At 72.6% G+C, this 17,268-nt stretch carries 12 protein-coding genes; 7 read left to right on the top strand and 5 right to left on the bottom strand.

Annotated features, from left to right (window positions below; genetic code table 11):
- Positions 1-111 precede the first annotated feature (111 nt).
- Positions 112-2,289, bottom strand: a complete 2,178-nt coding sequence (gene glgX / locus ACWCSV_RS25580; protein WP_451145951.1) for a glycogen debranching protein GlgX — start codon at positions 2,287-2,289, stop codon at positions 112-114.
- 394 nt (positions 2,290-2,683) lie between these two features.
- Between glgX and ACWCSV_RS25575 the strand changes: the two genes are divergently transcribed.
- A complete protein-coding gene (locus ACWCSV_RS25575) occupies positions 2,684-3,916 on the top strand; it encodes an SAV2148 family HEPN domain-containing protein (protein WP_451145949.1) in 1,233 nt (410 codons plus the stop codon).
- A gap of 179 nt (positions 3,917-4,095) precedes the next feature.
- Complete coding sequence (locus ACWCSV_RS25570; protein ID WP_451145947.1) at positions 4,096-4,809, top strand: exonuclease domain-containing protein; 714 nt, start codon at positions 4,096-4,098, stop codon at positions 4,807-4,809.
- On the opposite strand, the gene ACWCSV_RS25565 is transcribed toward ACWCSV_RS25570, so the two are convergent.
- The 4 genes from ACWCSV_RS25565 to ACWCSV_RS25550 all read right to left on the bottom strand — a co-directional run bounded on the left by ACWCSV_RS25565 (position 4,737) and on the right by ACWCSV_RS25550 (position 8,234).
- The gene (locus tag ACWCSV_RS25565) at positions 4,737-5,054 is read right to left on the bottom strand and encodes a S1 RNA-binding domain-containing protein (RefSeq protein ID WP_451145945.1); all 318 of its coding nucleotides are present in this window, start codon (positions 5,052-5,054) and stop codon (positions 4,737-4,739) included. The two genes, ACWCSV_RS25570 and ACWCSV_RS25565, sit on opposite strands and share 73 nt — an antisense overlap.
- A gap of 196 nt (positions 5,055-5,250) precedes the next feature.
- Positions 5,251-6,510 carry an MFS transporter gene (locus tag ACWCSV_RS25560; RefSeq protein WP_451145943.1) on the bottom strand — a complete coding sequence of 420 codons (1,260 nt, stop codon included), beginning with the start codon at positions 6,508-6,510 and terminating at the stop codon, positions 5,251-5,253.
- Between the two features lie 74 nt (positions 6,511-6,584).
- The gene (locus ACWCSV_RS25555; protein WP_451145941.1) at positions 6,585-7,241 is read right to left on the bottom strand and encodes an ArsR/SmtB family transcription factor; all 657 of its coding nucleotides are present in this window, start codon (positions 7,239-7,241) and stop codon (positions 6,585-6,587) included.
- 102 nt (positions 7,242-7,343) lie between these two features.
- Positions 7,344-8,234 carry a phosphotransferase enzyme family protein gene (locus ACWCSV_RS25550; RefSeq protein ID WP_451145939.1) on the bottom strand — a complete coding sequence of 297 codons (891 nt, stop codon included), beginning with the start codon at positions 8,232-8,234 and terminating at the stop codon, positions 7,344-7,346.
- A 124-nt stretch (positions 8,235-8,358) separates the two neighbouring features.
- Between ACWCSV_RS25550 and ACWCSV_RS25545 the strand changes: the two genes are divergently transcribed.
- The 5 genes from ACWCSV_RS25545 to ACWCSV_RS25525 form a co-directional block, all read left to right on the top strand.
- On the top strand, positions 8,359-9,321 hold the full coding sequence (locus ACWCSV_RS25545) for a carbohydrate ABC transporter permease (RefSeq protein ID WP_451145937.1): 963 nt from the start codon (positions 8,359-8,361) through the stop codon (positions 9,319-9,321).
- The gene (locus ACWCSV_RS25540) at positions 9,318-10,157 is read left to right on the top strand and encodes a carbohydrate ABC transporter permease (protein WP_451145935.1); all 840 of its coding nucleotides are present in this window, start codon (positions 9,318-9,320) and stop codon (positions 10,155-10,157) included. Before ACWCSV_RS25545 ends, ACWCSV_RS25540 begins: the two co-directional genes overlap by 4 nt.
- Entirely contained in the window at positions 10,157-11,455 is a 1,299-nt protein-coding gene (locus tag ACWCSV_RS25535) for an ABC transporter substrate-binding protein (RefSeq protein WP_451145933.1), read from the top strand. Before ACWCSV_RS25540 ends, ACWCSV_RS25535 begins: the two co-directional genes overlap by 1 nt.
- 447 nt (positions 11,456-11,902) lie before the next feature.
- Positions 11,903-14,161, top strand: coding sequence for a TOMM precursor leader peptide-binding protein (locus ACWCSV_RS25530; protein WP_451145931.1), 2,259 nt, complete (start codon positions 11,903-11,905; stop codon positions 14,159-14,161).
- Positions 14,162-14,303: 142 nt separating this feature from the next.
- Positions 14,304-17,268, top strand: a 2,965-nt coding sequence (locus ACWCSV_RS25525) for a thiopeptide-type bacteriocin biosynthesis protein (protein WP_451145929.1), incomplete at its 3' end; no start/stop codon positions are given.

Genomic DNA, 17,268 nt, shown 5'->3' with positions numbered 1-17,268 from the left:
TCCGTGTCATCCGCCGCGCTTCCGGCTGCCCGTGACCGCACGGATGCACCCGGGGAGGTTCACCCGGACGGCGGGTGCGGGACACCGGTCCCGCACCCGCCGTCCGGGCGCTCAGGCGGGGCGCTTGAGGACGGTGAGGCTCCGGCCGATCAGCGAGAGGTGCTCGCCCGCCGCGACCTTGGGCCCGCTCCCGGGAGGTACCCCCTCCGGGCGGCCCGTGTCGACCACGACCTCCCACTGCGCGCCGTGGTTGACGGGCACCGCGAAGTCCAGGGTCTCCGCGCCCGCGTTGAACATCAGCAGGAAGGAGTCGTCGAAGATCCGCTCACCGCGCGGTCCGGGCTCCGAGATGGCGTGCCCGTTGAGGAAGACGGTCATGGCCTTGGCGTGCGCGGCCTGCCAGTCCCGCTGGGTCATCTCCGCGCCCTCGGGCGTGAACCAGGCGATGTCCGAGAGCTCGTCGTGGGTGCCCTCGACGGGGCGTCCGTGGAAGAAGCGGCGGCGCCGGAACACCGGATGGTCCCGGCGCAGCCAGACCATGGCCCGGGTGAACTCCAGCAGCCCGTCGCCCGGCTTCCGTACGGCCTCCGTACCGTCGGCCGCCTCCTCGTCCGCACCGGTCTCGCCCGGCCTGGGCGCGGGATCGGGCCAGTGGACCCAGGAGAGTTCGTTGTCCTGGCAGTAGGCGTTGTTGTTGCCGTTCTGCGTACGCGCGAACTCGTCGCCGTGGCTCAGCATCGGCACGCCCTGCGAGAGCATCAGCGTGGCGATGAAGTTGCGCATCTGCCGCGCCCGCAGCTCCAGCACCCCGGGGTCGTCGGTCTCACCCTCCGCACCGCAGTTCCACGAGCGGTTGTGGCTCTCGCCGTCGCGATTGCCCTCGCCGTTGGCGTCGTTGCGCTTGTCGTTGTACGAGACGAGGTCGTGCAGGGTGAAACCGTCGTGGCAGGTGGTGAAGTTGATCGAGGCCAGCGGGCGGCGGCCGTCGTCCTGGTAGAGGTCGGAGGAGCCCGTCAGCCTTCCCGCGAACTCCGCCAGCGTCCTCGGCTCGCCCCGCCACAGGTCGCGCACGGTGTCGCGGTACTTGCCGTTCCACTCGGTCCACAGCGGCGGGAAGTTGCCGACCTGGTAGCCGCCCTCGCCGACGTCCCAGGGCTCCGCGATCAGCTTGACCTGGCTCACCACCGGGTCCTGCTGCACCAGGTCGAAGAAGGACGACAACCGGTCCACCTCGTGGAACTGGCGGGCGAGCGTCGCCGCCAGGTCGAAGCGGAACCCGTCCACGTGCATCTCGGTCACCCAGTACCGCAGCGAGTCCATGATCATCTGGAGTACGTGCGGGGACCGCATGAGCAGCGAGTTCCCGGTGCCCGTGGTGTCCATGTAGTAGCGCTGGTCGTCCGTCAGGCGGTAGTACGAGGCGTTGTCCAGCCCCCGGAAGGAGAGCGTCGGCCCCAGGTGGTTGCCCTCGGCGGTGTGGTTGTAGACCACGTCGAGGATCACCTCGATGCCCGCCTGGTGCAGCGCCCGCACGGCCTGTTTGAACTCCAGCACCTGTTCCCCGCGGTCGCCCCAGGAGGCGTACGCGTTGTGCGGGGCGAAGAAGCCGATGGTGTTGTAGCCCCAGTAGTTGGCGAGTCCGGCATCGGCCAGACGGTGGTCCTGGACGAACTGGTGCACCGGCATCAGCTCGATCGCGGTGACGCCCAGCTCCGTCAGATGGGCGATCACCTCGGGATGCGCCAGGCCCGCGTAAGTGCCCCGCAGCTCCTTCGGCAGACCCGGGTGGAGCATCGTCAGGCCCTTCACGTGGGCCTCGTAGATCACCGTGCGGTGGTAGTCCGTACGCGGCCTGCGGTCGTCGCCCCAGTCGAAGTACGGGTTGACCACGACGGAGCTCATCATGTGCGGCGCCGAGTCGAGGTCGTTGCGCGCGTCGGGCTGCCCGAAGGGATAGCCGTACACCGCCTCGCCCCACTCGATCTTCCCGGCGACGGCCCGCGCGTAGGGGTCGAGCAGCAGCTTCGCGGAGTTGCACCGCTGCCCGTTCTGGGGTTCGTAGGGCCCGTGCACGCGGAAGCCGTACCGCTGTCCCGGCATGATGCCGGGCAGGTAGGCATGACGGACGAACGCGTCGGTCTCGCGGAGCTCGACCGCCGTCTCGGAACCGTCGTCGTGCAGCAGACACAGCTCGATGCGGTGGGCGGCCTCCGAGAAGACCGCGAAGTTGGTCCCGGCGCCGTCGTACGTGGCGCCGAGCGGATACGCCTGTCCCGGCCAGACCTGCATAGATATGACTCTTCCACTTCTGATCCGGGTGTGGTGCGGTTCTTCAGCCAGATAATCCCCGAAAGAGGCGCGCACACCTAGTACGTCGGCCGGTGCGGTCGCGAACGGGAGGCGTCGTGCGCCGTGTACCCCCGCGCGGGCCGTCAACACGCCGCACCGCGCGACACTCCTCCGGCCCGGACGGGTCCCGCGGACCCTCGCCACCGACCCGAACACCGGCCCCCCGCTGGTCACCTCACTATGAATCAGCTCACTCCCTCCCCGCCCCAACCAGGGAACCCGTGCTTCGGGTGCGCCAGTTGACGGAGCGTCCTCGGCGGGGGGCTGCACGGGTCCGTGCTCGCGGAGTACCCTTCCGTGATCGTTGGGTGGGGGAGTGGAAGGCGGTGCACGGGTGAGCTCGGGAGGGTTCGAGCTGCCTCCGGGTGACGTGAGTCACGAGGGGGAGCCGAACGACGGACCGCCCGGGACGGTATCCCTGGCGCAGCCCCTGGAGATCGGCGCGGAGCTGGGATGGAGCGCCGAGGACTGGGACGAGGTGCGGACCCGTGCCCAGCGCGCCGGGCGTGCGTACATCTGGCTGAATCTCGTCGAACAAAGGCTCCGCGCGGTCGTCGCCGCCGTGCTGCGCCCCGTCTACGCGCCGGTCAACGGCGAGGACTGGGTGGTGGCCGCCGCCGGGCCCGCGGGGCAGGAGTGGGTGCAGCGGGCCGTCGCGGTGCGTGAGGTGTCCCGCAGGAAGGGCTATCTGCTCGACCCGGCCGACGACAACGTCCTCAGCTTCCTCACTCTGCCTCAGCTGCGCGAGCTGATGGTCCAGCACTGGCCCTGCTTCGAACCGTACTTCGACGACCGGCGGGACGTGGAGCTGGCCCTCGACGAGCTGGAGGTCGCGCGGAACGTCGTCTCCCGCAACCGCGCCCTCAACGAGGCCGTCCACGCCCAGGCCGAGCGCGCCTCCCAACGGCTCCTGACCATCCTCGGCGGCGGGGCCGCCGTCCCCTCCTCCGACCGGCTGCCCGTCGACGCCGTCGAGTCCCTGGTCGGCGACCGGTACGCCGACGTCGTCCAGGTCCACCCCGACCGGGTCAGGCTCCAGCGCCAGATGCCCGCCGAGGACCTCTTCGGCAACTCCCGACGGCTCGACGCCATCGGCATAGGGCTCAACCTGCTCGTCCAGAACTTCTCCGGGCGGCGCCTGGTCCGGCTCGCCGAGACCGGCTGCCGGGTCAGGCTGCTCTTCATCAACCCGGCCAGCAGCGCGGTCCGCCGCCGCGAACGGGAACTCAACCTCCGCAAGGGCGAGCTGAGCCGGTCGGTGGAGATGAACATCCTGCACATGCGACGGGTACGCGCCAGACTCCGCGACCCGGGAGCCTTCCAGATCCAGGTGTTCGACGAGACCCCGCGCTTCACCGCCTACCTGGTGGACGGCGACGGCCCCGACGCGGTCGGCGTCGTCCAGCCCTATCTGCGCCGCGCGCGGGGGATGGAGGCACCCGTCCTGGTCCTCAGGGGCGGCGGGCGTGCGGTCGTCCGCCCGGGGCAGGAGGCCGAGCACGGGCTGTTCGAGACGTACCGCGAGGAGTTCGAGTCGGTGTGGACCGACTCCCGTCCGGTCTCCTGAGGCTTCCGAAGTCCGTCCGGAGTCCCCGGGCCGTCTTCGGGGGCGGTACTGGACCGGCTTCCGCGCGGCACCGGGCCGGCTTCGGGGCGGCTCGGGCCGGGCCGCCCGCCGACCGGTGTGTCAGTGGCGCGTGGCAGGGTGTCCCTCACTGGGAGTAAGCACCACGGAGGAGGTACAGGATGAGCTGGATCAGTGGGCCGCTGGTGGCCTTCGACCTGGAGACCACGGGCACCGACGTCGAGACCGACCGCATCGTCACGGCGGCGGTCGTGCGGCTCGACCCGGACGGCACGGTCGCGGAGGAGCACACCTGGCTGCTCGATCCGGGAGTGGTGATACCCGAACAGGCGTCGGCGATCCACGGCATCTCGACGGACCACGCCCGCGAGCGCGGAGTGCCCGCCGCCGCCGCCGTCGAGGAGATCACACGGACCGTCGCCGACGGACTGCGCTCGGGCACGCCCCTGGTGGTGATGAACGCGCGTTACGACCTCTCCCTGCTCGACCGCGAATGCCGGCGGTACGGCGTCGAGTCGGTCAGCGAGCGGCTGGGCGGTGCGCCCTCGCCCGTCATCGACCCGCTCGTGATCGACAAGCACGTCGACAAGTACCGGAAGGGCAAGCGGGCCCTCCACGCCCTGTGCGCCCACTACGGGGTGCCGCTCGACGCCGCCCACGACGCGAAGGCGGACGCGGTGGCAGCCGCCCTGGTGGTGCGCCGGATGGCGGAGAGGCACCTGCCGGTCGGGGCTATGCCGCTGGCGGACCTGCACGACCTCCAGGTGCGCGCGGCGGCCGAGCAGTCGGTCTCCTTGCAGGCCTATCTGCGGCGTACCGCCGACCCGGCGGCCGTCGTCGAGCCCGCCTGGCCACTCCTTCCCCGGCAGCGCTGACCGCCCCCGGTCAGTGCGCCCCGGGGCGAGCGCCTGCCGGTGGGATGCGTGATCCGATGCCGAGGAAGGTCCACCTCCACGATCTTCACCGTGAGCCGGTCGCCGACCCGGACCACGTCCTCGGGCCGGTCCGCACGTCCGTCGGCCGGTTCGGTGACGTGCACCAGCCCTTCGGGTCCGTCCGCCCTGACTTCGAGGCGTACGTAGACGCCGAACGGCACGAGGCCGGTCACGGCGCCGGTCATGACCCGGCCCGCCCGCCGAAGCGGGCGATACCGGTGTCTGCCGGGTGACGATCTGCCCGAGCCGGAGCGTCCTCGGAACGGTCCCGCCCCGGTCGCTCCGCGTCGGCTCGGTCCGCCACCGCGCAGGACGCCGTCGCCGTCGGGCAGGACCGCCGTGAACAGGGGGATGACACTCGTCGACGGCCAGGCCCCTGCGTCATGGCGCCGTACCCGCACGGGCCTGCGAGACGTCCTCCGGGCCCGGCGGCTCCACAGCTCCGCGCCGGACCTTACGGTCCATCTCGCGCCATTCCGGCCGCAGTCCGGCCAGGTTCGTGGTGAGGAAGTACAGGGCCCCGCAGGCGAGCAGTACCGGTGTGAGCCCGGCAGCGGTCACCGCCGCCCCGGCCAGCAGTCCGCCGAGAGGGATGCCGGCCCAGGCCAGTGAGTCACCGAGCGCGTTGACCCGGCCCAGCATGCGGCGCGGCACCCGCTCGACGAGAACGGCTCCCAGCACGGGGTTGATGAAGCCCCCGCCGAAGCCGGCGACGGCGAAGACGGCCATGACCGTCCACAGCGGGGCGCCCGAGGCGAGGACCATGAATCTCGGAGCCCCGATGAGGAGGAATCCGCCGAGGACGACCGGCCTGCGCCGGAGCCGGTGCGCGCCGGCCGCAGCGATCAGGCTTCCGGCGACCGCCGCGACGCCCATCGCACTGCCGGTCAGACCGATCGCGACCGGACCGTGGCCGGACTCCCGGGCCCAGAGGGGGATGAGCACGGAGTTGACCGCGGCGTCCAGCAGGTTGGTGATGCCCACCGTGACGATGACGGTGAGCAGCAGGGGTTCGCCGCGGAGGAAGGTGAAGCCCTGGCCGAACCGCCGCCAGTAGCCCGGTTCCCCGGAGCCGGCCGTCGCCGGTTCCTGGCGGGCCGCCCGCCCGACGCCGCGGGGCAGCGCGACCCCGATGATGACCGATCCGAGAGCGAAGGAACCGGCGTTGAGGGCGAGTCCGGTCAGGGGGCCGAGCAGTGCCACCAGGGAACCGCCGACGGCCGGCCCGAGAGTGGACGCGAGGCGCTCGATCACGCCGGACACGCCCATGGCACGCTCCAGCGGTACTCCGGCGCGCTCGGCCGCCTCGGGCACCATGACTTCCTTGGCCAGGTCGCCGGGGCCGCGGGCCGCGCCGACCACCGCGACCAAGGCCAACAGGAGCGGAAAGGAGAGCAGGTGCAGCGCGTGGAGGAGAGGGACCAGAGCGGCGGCGACCGCACTGACCGTGTCCGTCGTCCAGGAGACGACCCGCGGGCCGATGCGGTCCACCACCGGCCCCGCGAGCGCCTTGACCACGACGTACGGAGCCATCTCGCAGAAGGCGACCAGTCCGGTCCGGGTGGCGCTGCCGGTCGTGACCAGCACGAACCAGGGGAGTGCCACGGCCGAGACACGCGTACCCGTCAGCGATACGGCCATGGCCGCGAGCACCCCGCACAGCGGGCGTAAGGACCGGCCGCCGGATATGCCACCGCCGGCCGGGGCGGCCCCCGTCACGGCGCCTCCGTCGCGGTCCCGTGGCCGGTCCGCTCCCCGGGCCGGACGGACGTGTCCGGTCCGGGAAGGATGTGCGTGATGAGGTCGACCCGCTGCGCCCCCTCCGGGGCATGCGCGGCGGCATCCGGGCCGTCCGCCCGGTAACGGGCGACGACCGCCCTCAACTCCTGTCGCAGGGAGACGGCTTCGTCGGGGGTGAGCCACAGGGACCAGTCGCTCATGTCGAAGGTCCCCCGCCACGCCTCGGGCAGGGTAGGCACCTCGTTCAGCGTGCGCTGGGCGCGCAGGGTGTAGGTGGCCGCGACGGACCGCAGGTACGCCAGTGCGGCCTCCGGCTCCTGGTCGACGAGGCTCCGGTCGCTGAGCTCGGTCGTCCGATGGACCGAACGCCACCAGCGCTCCCGTGCGTTGCCGCGCTCCGCGTCCTCCTCGACGAATCCGGCCGCACCGAGTTGACGCAGGTGATAGCTGGCCGTCCCGGAGTTCACCCCCAACCGCTCCGCGAGGCGCGTCGCGGTCGACGGGCCGTGGCCGCGGAGCACCTCGACCAGCCGCACGCGCAGCGGATGTGCCAGGGCGCGAAGTCCCTTGGCGTCCAGGACAACCGCGTTCTTCTCGGTGGAACCGTCGGCTCTCTCCGTGGCATCGGTCATGGCGCACACAGTAGACCGCAAAGGTTTCTTCGCAAAGGGTTGTTCGCAAAGAAACCTTTGCGGTCTCGGTCCGGCAGGAGACCGGGGGCCGGTCGTCACACCTCAGAAGGGGTACCACCGCACTTCCGGGTCGCCGTCCCGGAGCGAGGCGACCCGGCGTCGGAACTCGGCGAGCGCCTTCGGGCTGGCCGGAGCGTGCTGTGCGACCCAGGCGCAACTCGCCGTCTCCCGCGCCCCGCGCAGCACGGGGCAGCCGTCCCACTCCCGTACGTCCCAGCCGTAGGCGGCGGTGAACGCGTCGTACGCCTCGGCGGGCAGCCCGTACCGGTCGCGGGAGAGCGCGAGCACCACGAGGTCGTGCTCGCGCAGGTCGAAGGAGAAGGTCTCCAGGTCCACCAGCACCGGGCCGTCCGGGCCGACATGGACGTTGCGCGGCAGCGCGTCGCCGTGCACGGGGCCGGGCGTCAGGTGCGGTACGAGGGCGGCGGCGGCAGCCGCGAAGCCGTCCCGGCGTGCGCGCAGATAGTCGGCGTCCGCCGGGTCGATCGCGTCGCCCGCCAGGTGGAGCCAGCGCTCGACCCCGCCGAGCAGCTCGCGGCGGGGCAGGGTGAAGCCCTCCGGTGCGGGCAGCGCGTGCACCAAGGTCAACAGGGGGGCCAGATCGCGCGGTTCGGGCGCCCGTACAGCGTCCGGAAGCCGCTGCCAGAGGGTCACCGGATGCCCCTCCACCAGGCGGGGCGCGGGCTCGGCGGCGCGTACGGCGGGGACCCCGGAGTCCGCGAGCCAGCCGGCCACGGCGACCTCGCGTGCGGCGCGTTCGCGCAGCTCCGGGTGGTGCGTCGCGTCGCGGCCGACCTTGACCACCAGGTCGCCCACGGCGAAGGCCGCGTTCTCGCCCAGTGCGAGGAGCTCCGCCCCGGAAGCGGGACCGGAAGAGCCGTTTCCGGCCAGTCCCGCGGCGGTCAGTACCTCGCGTGCTCGCTCTTCGTTCATGGCCCGATTTTCGCATTCCCGCAGGCCACCTTGACGAACGGTCGGCTCGTCAGGACCATGACGGAGGCCGGGTGAGCGGCCAGAGCGGCAGAAAGCCGATCACATGAGACAAAGAGGGCAGACAGTGACATTGGCGACTCCGGCCGCGACGGAGCGGACGGGCGGCCGGTGGCCGGGGCAGCGCCGCGCGGGCGACGGACGCGGCGGCGACCGGGCCGCCCGCGACCGGGCCACCTGGTTCCTGGTGCTGCCCGCGCTCGTCCCGATCCTCGTCCTCAGCGTCGGACCGCTGCTCTACGGCGTCGGACTCGCCTTCACCGACGCGCAGTCCGGCCGCACCCGCTCCACCCAGTGGATCGGCGCGCTGAACTTCCAGGACCTGCTGCACGACACCCTCTTCTGGGACTCCTTCCGGATCGGACTGCTCTGGGCGGTCGGCGTCACCGTCCCCCAGTTCGTGCTGGCCCTCGGCCTCGCGCTGCTGCTCAACGAGAACCTGCGGATGCGCTGGCTGGCCCGCGCGCTGGCGATCATCCCCTGGGCGATGCCCGAGGTCGTCGTCGGCATCATGTGGCGGCTGGTCTACAACCCGGACGCGGGCATCCTCAACGAGACCATCCGAGACCTCGGCCTCGGCGACGGCCGCGACTGGCTCACCGGCTTCGGCACCGCGCTGCCCGCCGTGATCGTCGTCGGGATCTGGGCCGGGATGCCCCAGTCCACCGTCGCCCTGCTGGCCGGACTCCAGAACACCCCGCACGAGCTCCACGAGGCCGCCGCCCTCGACGGCGCCGGGGCCTGGCGCCGCTTCCGTACCGTCACCTGGCCCGCGCTCAAGCCCGTCGCGCTCTCCATCACGGCGCTCAACTTCATCTGGAACTTCAACTCCTTCGCCCTGGTCTACGTCCTGACCAGCGGCGGACCTGGCGGACGGACCCGGCTGCCGATGCTCTTCGCGTACGAGGAGGCCTTCCGCTACGGGCAGTTCGGCTACGCGGCGGCGATGGGCTGTGTGATGGTCGCGGTGATCTCCGTGATCCTCGCCGTGTACCTCGCCGGCCGGCTCCGGGGAGGGGACGACAAGTGAGCATGCGCACCGGACGCGCCACCCGCGCGGGGCAGTACCTCGCGCTCACCGGCTACCTCGTCTTCCTGGCGTTCCCGTTCCTCTGGCTGATCTCCACGGCCTTCAAGCCCGCCCGCGAGCTGGGCTCGCTGCACCCCACCTGGATTCCCCGGCACCCCACCCTCGACAACTTCCGCCAGGCGTTCGCCGAGCAGCCGCTGCTCCAGGCCGCCGGGAACTCCCTGCTCGCCGCCGTCAGCGCCGGAGTGATCTGCGTCCTGATCGCCACCCCGATGGCCTATGTGATGGCCCGCCACCGCGGCAAGCTCTCGGCCGCCGCCACCGGCTGGGTCGTGATCAGCCAGGCGTTCCCCTTCGTCCTGCTGATCATCCCGCTCTTCCTCATCCTCAAGAACCTGCACCTGATCAACTCGCTGGCGGGCCTGATCATGGTCTACGTCGTCTGGTCGCTTCCCTTCGCGCTCTGGATGCTCGTCGGCTACGTCCGCGCCGTCCCCGCCGAACTGGAGGAAGCGGCCTCCGTCGACGGCGCCGGACGCCTGCGCACCCTCGTCTCGGTCACCGCCCCGCTGCTGGCCCCCGGGATCGTCGCCACCGCCCTCTTCGCGTTCATCACCGCCTGGAACGAGTTCTTCTTCGCCCTCGTCCTGCTCAAGACCCCGGAGAAGCAGACCTTGCCGGTCGTCCTCACCCACTTCATCGGCGCCGAGGGCGCGGCCGACCTCGGTCCGCTCGCCGCCGCCGCGTTCCTCGCCACCCTGCCCTCGCTCCTCCTCTTCGCCTTCATCCAGCGCCGGATCACCGGCGGCATGCTGGCCGGGGCGGTGAAGAGCTGATGCGCGCGCTCACCAGGGCGGCCGCCGCGGCGGCCACCGTGCTCACCCTGCTCCTCGCCGGATGCTCCGGCGGCGGGGCGGACGGCACCGGCGCCGACGGGACGGTGCACCTGCGCTTCCAGTCGCTGGCCTGGCAGACGGAGTCGGTCAAGGCCAACAAGGAACTCGTCGCGGAGTGGAACGCCACCCACCCGGACATCCAGGTGGACTACGTGCAGGGCAGCTGGGACAGCGTCCACGACCAGCTGCTCACCTCGTTCGAGGGCGGCGAGGCGCCCGACATCATCCACGACGCCTCCGACGACCTCGCCGACTTCGCGTACGGCGGCTACCTCGCCGATCTCCGTACCCTCCTGCCCGGCCGGCTGACCGCGGACATCCCGGCGGCCTCCTGGTCCACCACCACCTTCGACGGCGGCATCTACGGCGTGCCGTTCCTCCAGGAACCCAAGGTCCTCATCGCCAACACGAGGATCCTCAAGGCCTCGGGCGTCCGCATCCCCACCGCCGGCCGGCCGTGGAGCTGGGAGGAGTTCCGCCAGGTCACCAAGGAACTCACCGGCAAGGGCCGGTACGGGGTCGCCTGGCCGCTCAAGGAACCCGTCTCCGTCACCCTCAACCTCGGACTCTCGGCCGGAGGGCAGCTCTTCCACCGGGGCGAGGACGGGAAGGTGGACCTCCGCTTCGACGAGGGCGACGCCGTGGTGCCCCGGACCATCCACGACCAGGTCACCGTCGACCACAGCGCCGCCCGGACGGCCCTCGGTATGGGCGGCTCCGACACCCTGCCCGGGTTCTTCGGCGGCAAGTACGCCATGGTGCCGCTCGGCTTCGCCTACCGGCAGCAGGTCGTCGAACAGGCCCCCGAGGGCTTCGAGTGGAGCGTGCTGCCCGCGCCCGCCGGCAGCGACGGCACGGCCCAGGGGGTGAGCCCGCAGACCCTCTCCGTCGCCGAGGACAGCCCGCACAAGAAGGAGGCGGTGGAGTTCATCGACTTCCTGCTCGACCCGCCCAACATGGTCCGCCTCGCCAAGGGCGACTGGATGCTGCCCACCGGCACGAAGGCCCTCGCCGACCCCGCCCTGCACACCGAGGACCAGGGCTGGGCCACCGGCACCGCACTCGCCCAGCAGCTCCGCCCGGCCCCCGCCCAGTCCGTACGCGGCTACCCGGAGTGGAAGGACAAGGTGGCCACCCCCGCGCTCCAGGAGTACTACAGCGGCACGATCGGCCTCGACGAGCTGACGGACCGCCTGGTCGGCGACGGCAACCGGGTCCTCGCCCGCTACCAGCGCTGATCCCGCCGGGCTCCCGCTCGCGGGTGACCGGACGCCGCCCGCACGGTGGCCGGACCCTGCTTGCGCGCGGGGCTGTACGGCGGAGAGCGGGCGACCGCGAACCAGCCGCGGGCGGGGGCGCTCGCGCCGGATGCGAGGTGTGCACTCCTGGCCCCATCAGCCGTACTTTTGGGCGCCGTTGCGCCGTCCGGCTCGGTGCCGCGGGGAAACGGGCGCACCATCGGGGTGTATCCCTTTCCTGACGTGGAGGCAGATCATGCAGAACGACAACGAGATCGTCGAGATCACCGAGGAAGAGCTCGTCATCGAGGACTTCGACGGGCGTACCGAGCGCTCTTTCTGCAGTCCCACCTGGTAGAGCCCGACGGCGGCCACCGCCCGTCACGCGTGGGCCCGCAGCCGGTCTGCGGGCCCACGCCGGTTTCCGGCAGAGAGTTGCCCGTTGTCATGAATGACCCCATCCTGCGGTTCCCCCGCCATGTGCGCGTGGCGACGCACTCCGGTACAGGAGCGCGCCTCGTGTCCGGGGAGCGGCACACTCTTCTGCGCGGTGCGATCGCCGAACGACTCGCTCCGCTGCTCCGCCGGGGCGCCACCCGCGCGGCTCTGCGTGAAGCCCTGGGCACCTCCTTCTCCGCGGCGGCGGTCGACCGTGCCCTGGACCAGCTCCTCACCGCGGGCATGGTGGTGGAGCGGGTGGCCGGCCGGGAGAGCCACGACAGCGGCCTGTGGGAACTGGCCGGCCTCGATCCGGAAGCGGTCGGCGACGCCATGCGGAGCCGGGCGGTCCGCCTGATCCCCGTCGGCGACCCGGGGACCGGGACGGCGGCGTCCCTCGCGGAGGCCGCACGGGAGCAGGGTCTTCAAATCGACACCGGGGAAGGGGAGGAGGCCCTCCGCGTCGTGATGGCCGACGACTTCCTCGACCCCCGCCTCACGCCCCTCCACGCCCAGGCCCTCGAAGACTCCACCGCGTGGATGGTCGTCAGGCTGACCGGAGCGTCGGCGTGGATCTCGCCCGTCATGGAGGCCGACGGCGACGGCTGTTGGCTCTGCCTCACGCAGCGGCTCAGGAGCCATCGAGAAACCGACCCCCTGCTCGCCGCAGGAGCCACCGAGCAGTACCCGGTACGGGGAAGCGACACCGGGTCCGCCACGGCGACCGGGCTGGCCGCGCGGCTGGCGGTCCTCCGTGCCGCCCGGTGGATCGCCGGACTGGGCGAACCGGCGCCGACCCTGCTCAGCTTCGACGCCCTGACGCTGGAGACCGGCCACCACCGCGTCACACGCCGCCCGCAGTGCCCCGGCTGCGGTGATTCCGCCATGGTGGCGGCGCAGGCCCACCGGCCCCTGGAACTGCGCGGTCGCGCCACGGCGCAGGAAACCGACGGCGGATACCGGGCCGCCGGCCCCGACCGCCTGCTGCGCACCTACGGGCACCTCGTCAGCCCCGTCACCGGGGTGGTCACGCGGCTGGACAGGATGGAGACCCATTCCGACCTGCTGCACGTCTACTCCGCCGGGCACAACTTCGCGACGAGCCCGCCACGGGATGCCGAGTCCGTACGCCGGGTGCTGCGTACGGAGAGCGCCGGCAAAGGGATGACCGACGCCCAGGCCCGGGCGAGCGCGCTCGGCGAGGCCGTCGAGCGCTACTGCGGAGTCTGGCAGGGGGACGAGGCACACGTGACGGCGTCCGCCCGCTCCCTCGGGGACGACGCCGTACGGCTGGACACCCTTCAGCACTTCAGCGCGCGGCAGTTCCGGGAGCGGGAGGAGTGGCGCCGGCGGGGGAGCGGCTTCACCTGGGTGCCCGACCCGCTCGACGAGACGCGGGAGATCTCCTGGACGCCGGTATGGTCGCTGACCGAGAACCGGCACAAGTACGTGCCGAGCTCCTACCTCTACTACCGCTTCCCCGCCCCGTCCGGCCCGGTGCACGCCCTCGCCCACTCCAACGGAAACGCGGCGGGGGCCGGCCGGGAGGACGCGGTCCTCCAGGGCTTCCTCGAACTGGTCGAGCGGGACAGCGTCGCCCTGTGGTGGTACAACCGGGTCCGCCGGCCGGCGGTCCGCCTCGACGACACGACCCTGCCCTACCTGGCCCGTTGGCGGGCCGCGTATGCCGAGCGGAACCGGGAGGTGTGGGTCCTCGACCTGACCTCGGATCTGGGCGTACCGGTCGCCGCCGCCGTGTCGCGGCGCGTCGGGGGCGGCAGCGAGGACATCCTCTTCGGATTCGGCGCGCACTTCGACCCGGCCGTGGCCGTCTCCCGGGCCCTGACGGAGATGAACCAGTTCCTGGCCCAGTTGATCGAGTTCCGCTCCGGGCCGCACCAGTCCCAGGGCGGCCCGGACGCGCACTGGTGGGACACCGCGACGCTGGAGAACCAGCCCTACCTCGCACCGGACGGCTGGTCCGAACTTCTGACGGGCCCGCACCGCCGGCCCGCCGGCGAGCACGACCTGTCGGCCGAGCTGAAGCGGGCCCGCGGCCTCGTCGAGGAGAGAGGGATGGAGATGCTGGTACTGGACCAGACGCGTCCCGACATCGCCCTGCCCGTGGTCAAGGTCATGGTGCCCGGACTGCGGAGCTTCTGGCCGCAGTTCGCCCCGGGAAGGCTGTACGACGTGCCCGTTTCGCTGGGGTGGGTGCCCGCGGCGACACCGGAAGCCGGACTCAACCCGGTCCCCATGTTCCTGTGACCGGGGGCAGGGTGACGCCGCCGGGGAACCGCCCGTCGTCCCGGTGGCCGGAGGCGCGTTCCCGGGGACGCCGTACCCTCTGCGGCCGCCGTGCCGGGCCGGGAGCGCTCCGCCCGAGCCGGCCCACCCGTAAGGAGAGCTGATGTCCCACGACAACCCCACCGTGTCCGCGACCGGCCCCGCCGTGTCCGCGACCGGCCCCGCCGTGTCCGCGACCGGCCCCACCGTGTCCGCGACCGGCCCCACCGTGTCCGCGACCGACCCCACCGTCTTCGACGCCGGCGAGACCTTCCTGCTACGGGTGCCGGTCCTCTCCCACGAGCCGGCCGACGACGGGCGGAGCGGCCTGGTCGCGGCCTCCCGGCGCGATCCGCTGGTGGCGGAGGCGCTGCTCGTGTCCAGCCCCTCGTTGTACGGCGCCCTGGAGGAACTGCGCGCGGGGCGGCCTCCGTCTCCGACGCGCATGCGTCGGCTGTCCCGCTCGATGCTGCGCTACCAGCTGCGGATGACACGCAGGGCCACGCCGTTCGGCCTGCTCGCCGGAGTCGCGCTGGGCACCTTCGGCGGGGCGCCCCGCGCCCGTCTCACCGGCCGCCGTACCCGGCACGTCCAACCCGACCACGCGTGGCTGGGCGCGCTCCTGGACGCGCGCGACAGCAGCTCCCCGCCCGACGACACGCGCGTCGTCCTCAACAACACCGCGCGGGTCAGGGGCGACCGGATCCTCCTGGGCCTGGGACTCCGGTCCGGCCGACCGGTGCGGCGCGCGCTCCGGCGGACCTCGCCCGTGGAGGCGGTCCTGCGGGCGGCCCGGCGGCCGGTACGCCTCGGCGACCTCGCCGGGGCGGTCCTCGCCGACTGCCCCGGCCTCACCCGCGAGAAGGCCGTCGGGCTGCTCACCCGCCTCATCGCCCTGGAGTTCCTGCTCACCGACAGTGCGCCGCAGCCGGTCGATCCCGACCCGTTCGAGCACCTCGCACGCACGGCACCCGAACTGTCCGTCCTCGGCGAATACACCACACGGGTCCGCGCCTACACGGCACGGGCCGTCGGAGAGGGAACCCGTGCTCTGAGGGCGCTCCACGCCGCCGCCGGCTCACCCGACTGCCTGCACGTCGACCTGGCGCTCGGCGCCGACGTACGACTTCCTCCGGAAGTGGCGGCGGAGGCGGCCCGCGCGGCCTCGGTCCTGTGGCGCTGCGCCCCGCCGCAGACAGCTGAACAGCGCGCCCTGGCGGCGTACCACCTGGAGTTCCTGGAAACCTACGGGCAGGGCGAACGGGTGCCGGTGACCGCACTGCTGGCGCCGGGCAGTGGTCTCGGTCCGCCCGCCGGCTACGCACTGCCGGGAGGCGGACGCCCACTGCCCGGTCCGCCGCCGGACGCCGCCCGGACGGCAGCCCTCAACGCGCTCTACGCCGGGGCGCTCATGTCGGGTGCCACGAGCGCGGAACTCGACGAGGAGACACTGCGCGCGCTCGCCACCGGCCGGGGAGAGGCGCCCGCTTCCGCGGATTTCCCGGTCTCGCTGCTGGCCGGCTCCCTGGCGGACGTGGCTGCCCACCGCTTCGTGCTGGAAGTCGCGCCCTTCCGCGTCGGCCGTCCGGCCGGGACCCTGTGGGGGCGCTTCTCCCAGCTGCTGGGCGCTCAGGAGCACATCGCCGGGTTCGCCCGCCGCGCCCGCGCGGCCGAAGGAGACGGACCGAAGCCCGTCCGCGTCGACTACGCGCCGCGCGAGCGCCGCCTGCTCAACGTCATGCGGGTGCCCGATCCGCCGGGGTGGCCCAGCGCACGCCTCGCCGTGGGGACGCACGCGGACCCCGGCGCTCCCGGGAGCGTCGACCTCGCCCAGGTCCTCGTCCACGCGGACACCCGGCGCTTCCATCTGGTCGACGCGTCCGACGGGCGCCCGATCAGCCCCTATGTCCCGCACGCGCTCAACCACGCGTGCGCTCCGGACATCGCGCGCTTCCTGCTGGAGGTGCCTCTGATGGGGGTCACCCAGGTGACCCCGTGGGACTGGGGGCACCTCGCCGACGCCCCCTTCCTCCCGGCCGTCCGGCACGGCCGGTCGGTACTCTCGCCGGCCACCTGGCGCGTCCCCGCCGTAGCGGCGGAGGACGATCCCGGGAGACACCTGGCACTCAGGCGCGCCCGCTGGCGGATTCCCGACCGGGTCCGCCTGGCGCGCGAGGACCAGCACCTGGCCCTGGACCTGCGCCTGCCGGAGCACCGGGAGCTGCTGTACGAGGAGGCCGCCGCACAAGGGGAGGCCGTCCTGCACGAGGATCTGTCCGCGGCGGCCTCGGGGTGGCTGCGCGGGCCCGGCGGCGCCCACGACGCCGAGATCGTCGTACCCCTCTTCGCCCGCCCCGCGCCCCGCCCGCACCGGCCGCGCAGCGGGGCGGCAGACGAACCGGCCTCCCGCCCGGTCGGCCCGGCAGACTCCGCCGCGTCCGTGTCCGGGGACGCTCCGGCGCCGGTGGGGCCGGGTACACCGGCCACGCCCACCCAGGCCGTCGCGGGACGGACGGCCGGGCGGACGGCCGGCGACCCCGCCGGCACGCCCCCCGCCGCGGTCACGGCACATCTGCCCGGCGGCGAGTGGCTCTCGGTCCACATCCCCTCGGCTCCCGAGGACCAGTCCCGCATCATGACCGCGTATGTGGAGCCGTGGCTGCGCACCGTCTCCGGCGAGGTCGACCACTGGTTCTTCCTCCGCTACCGCGAGCCCGGAACCCACATGCCCCATCTGCGGCTGCGCCTGCACGGTGCTCCCGCCGTCCTCACCCGGCAGGTGCTGCCGAGCCTGCACGAGCGGATGCGCGACCTCATGACGGACGGCCTGGCACGGACCTGGTCCCTGACGGAGTACCGCCCCGAAACCGACCGGTACGGCGGCCCGGCTGCCATCGGCCTGGCGGAGAAGTTCTTCCACCAGGACAGCAGGCTGGCCCTGAACCGCCTGCCCGCGGATGCGGACCCGCTGCCCGTCGCGGCCGACCTCGTCCGTCTCGTCCGCGGGTTCCACGCCGAACAGGGTCAGGAGGACGGCGAACGATGGCTGCTGGACCAGTACGCCAAGGACCCTCGGCGGCACAGGATGT

The organism is Streptomyces sp. NPDC001770 (assembly GCF_053596135.1).
This window is presented reverse-complemented; position numbering and strand designations above follow the sequence as displayed.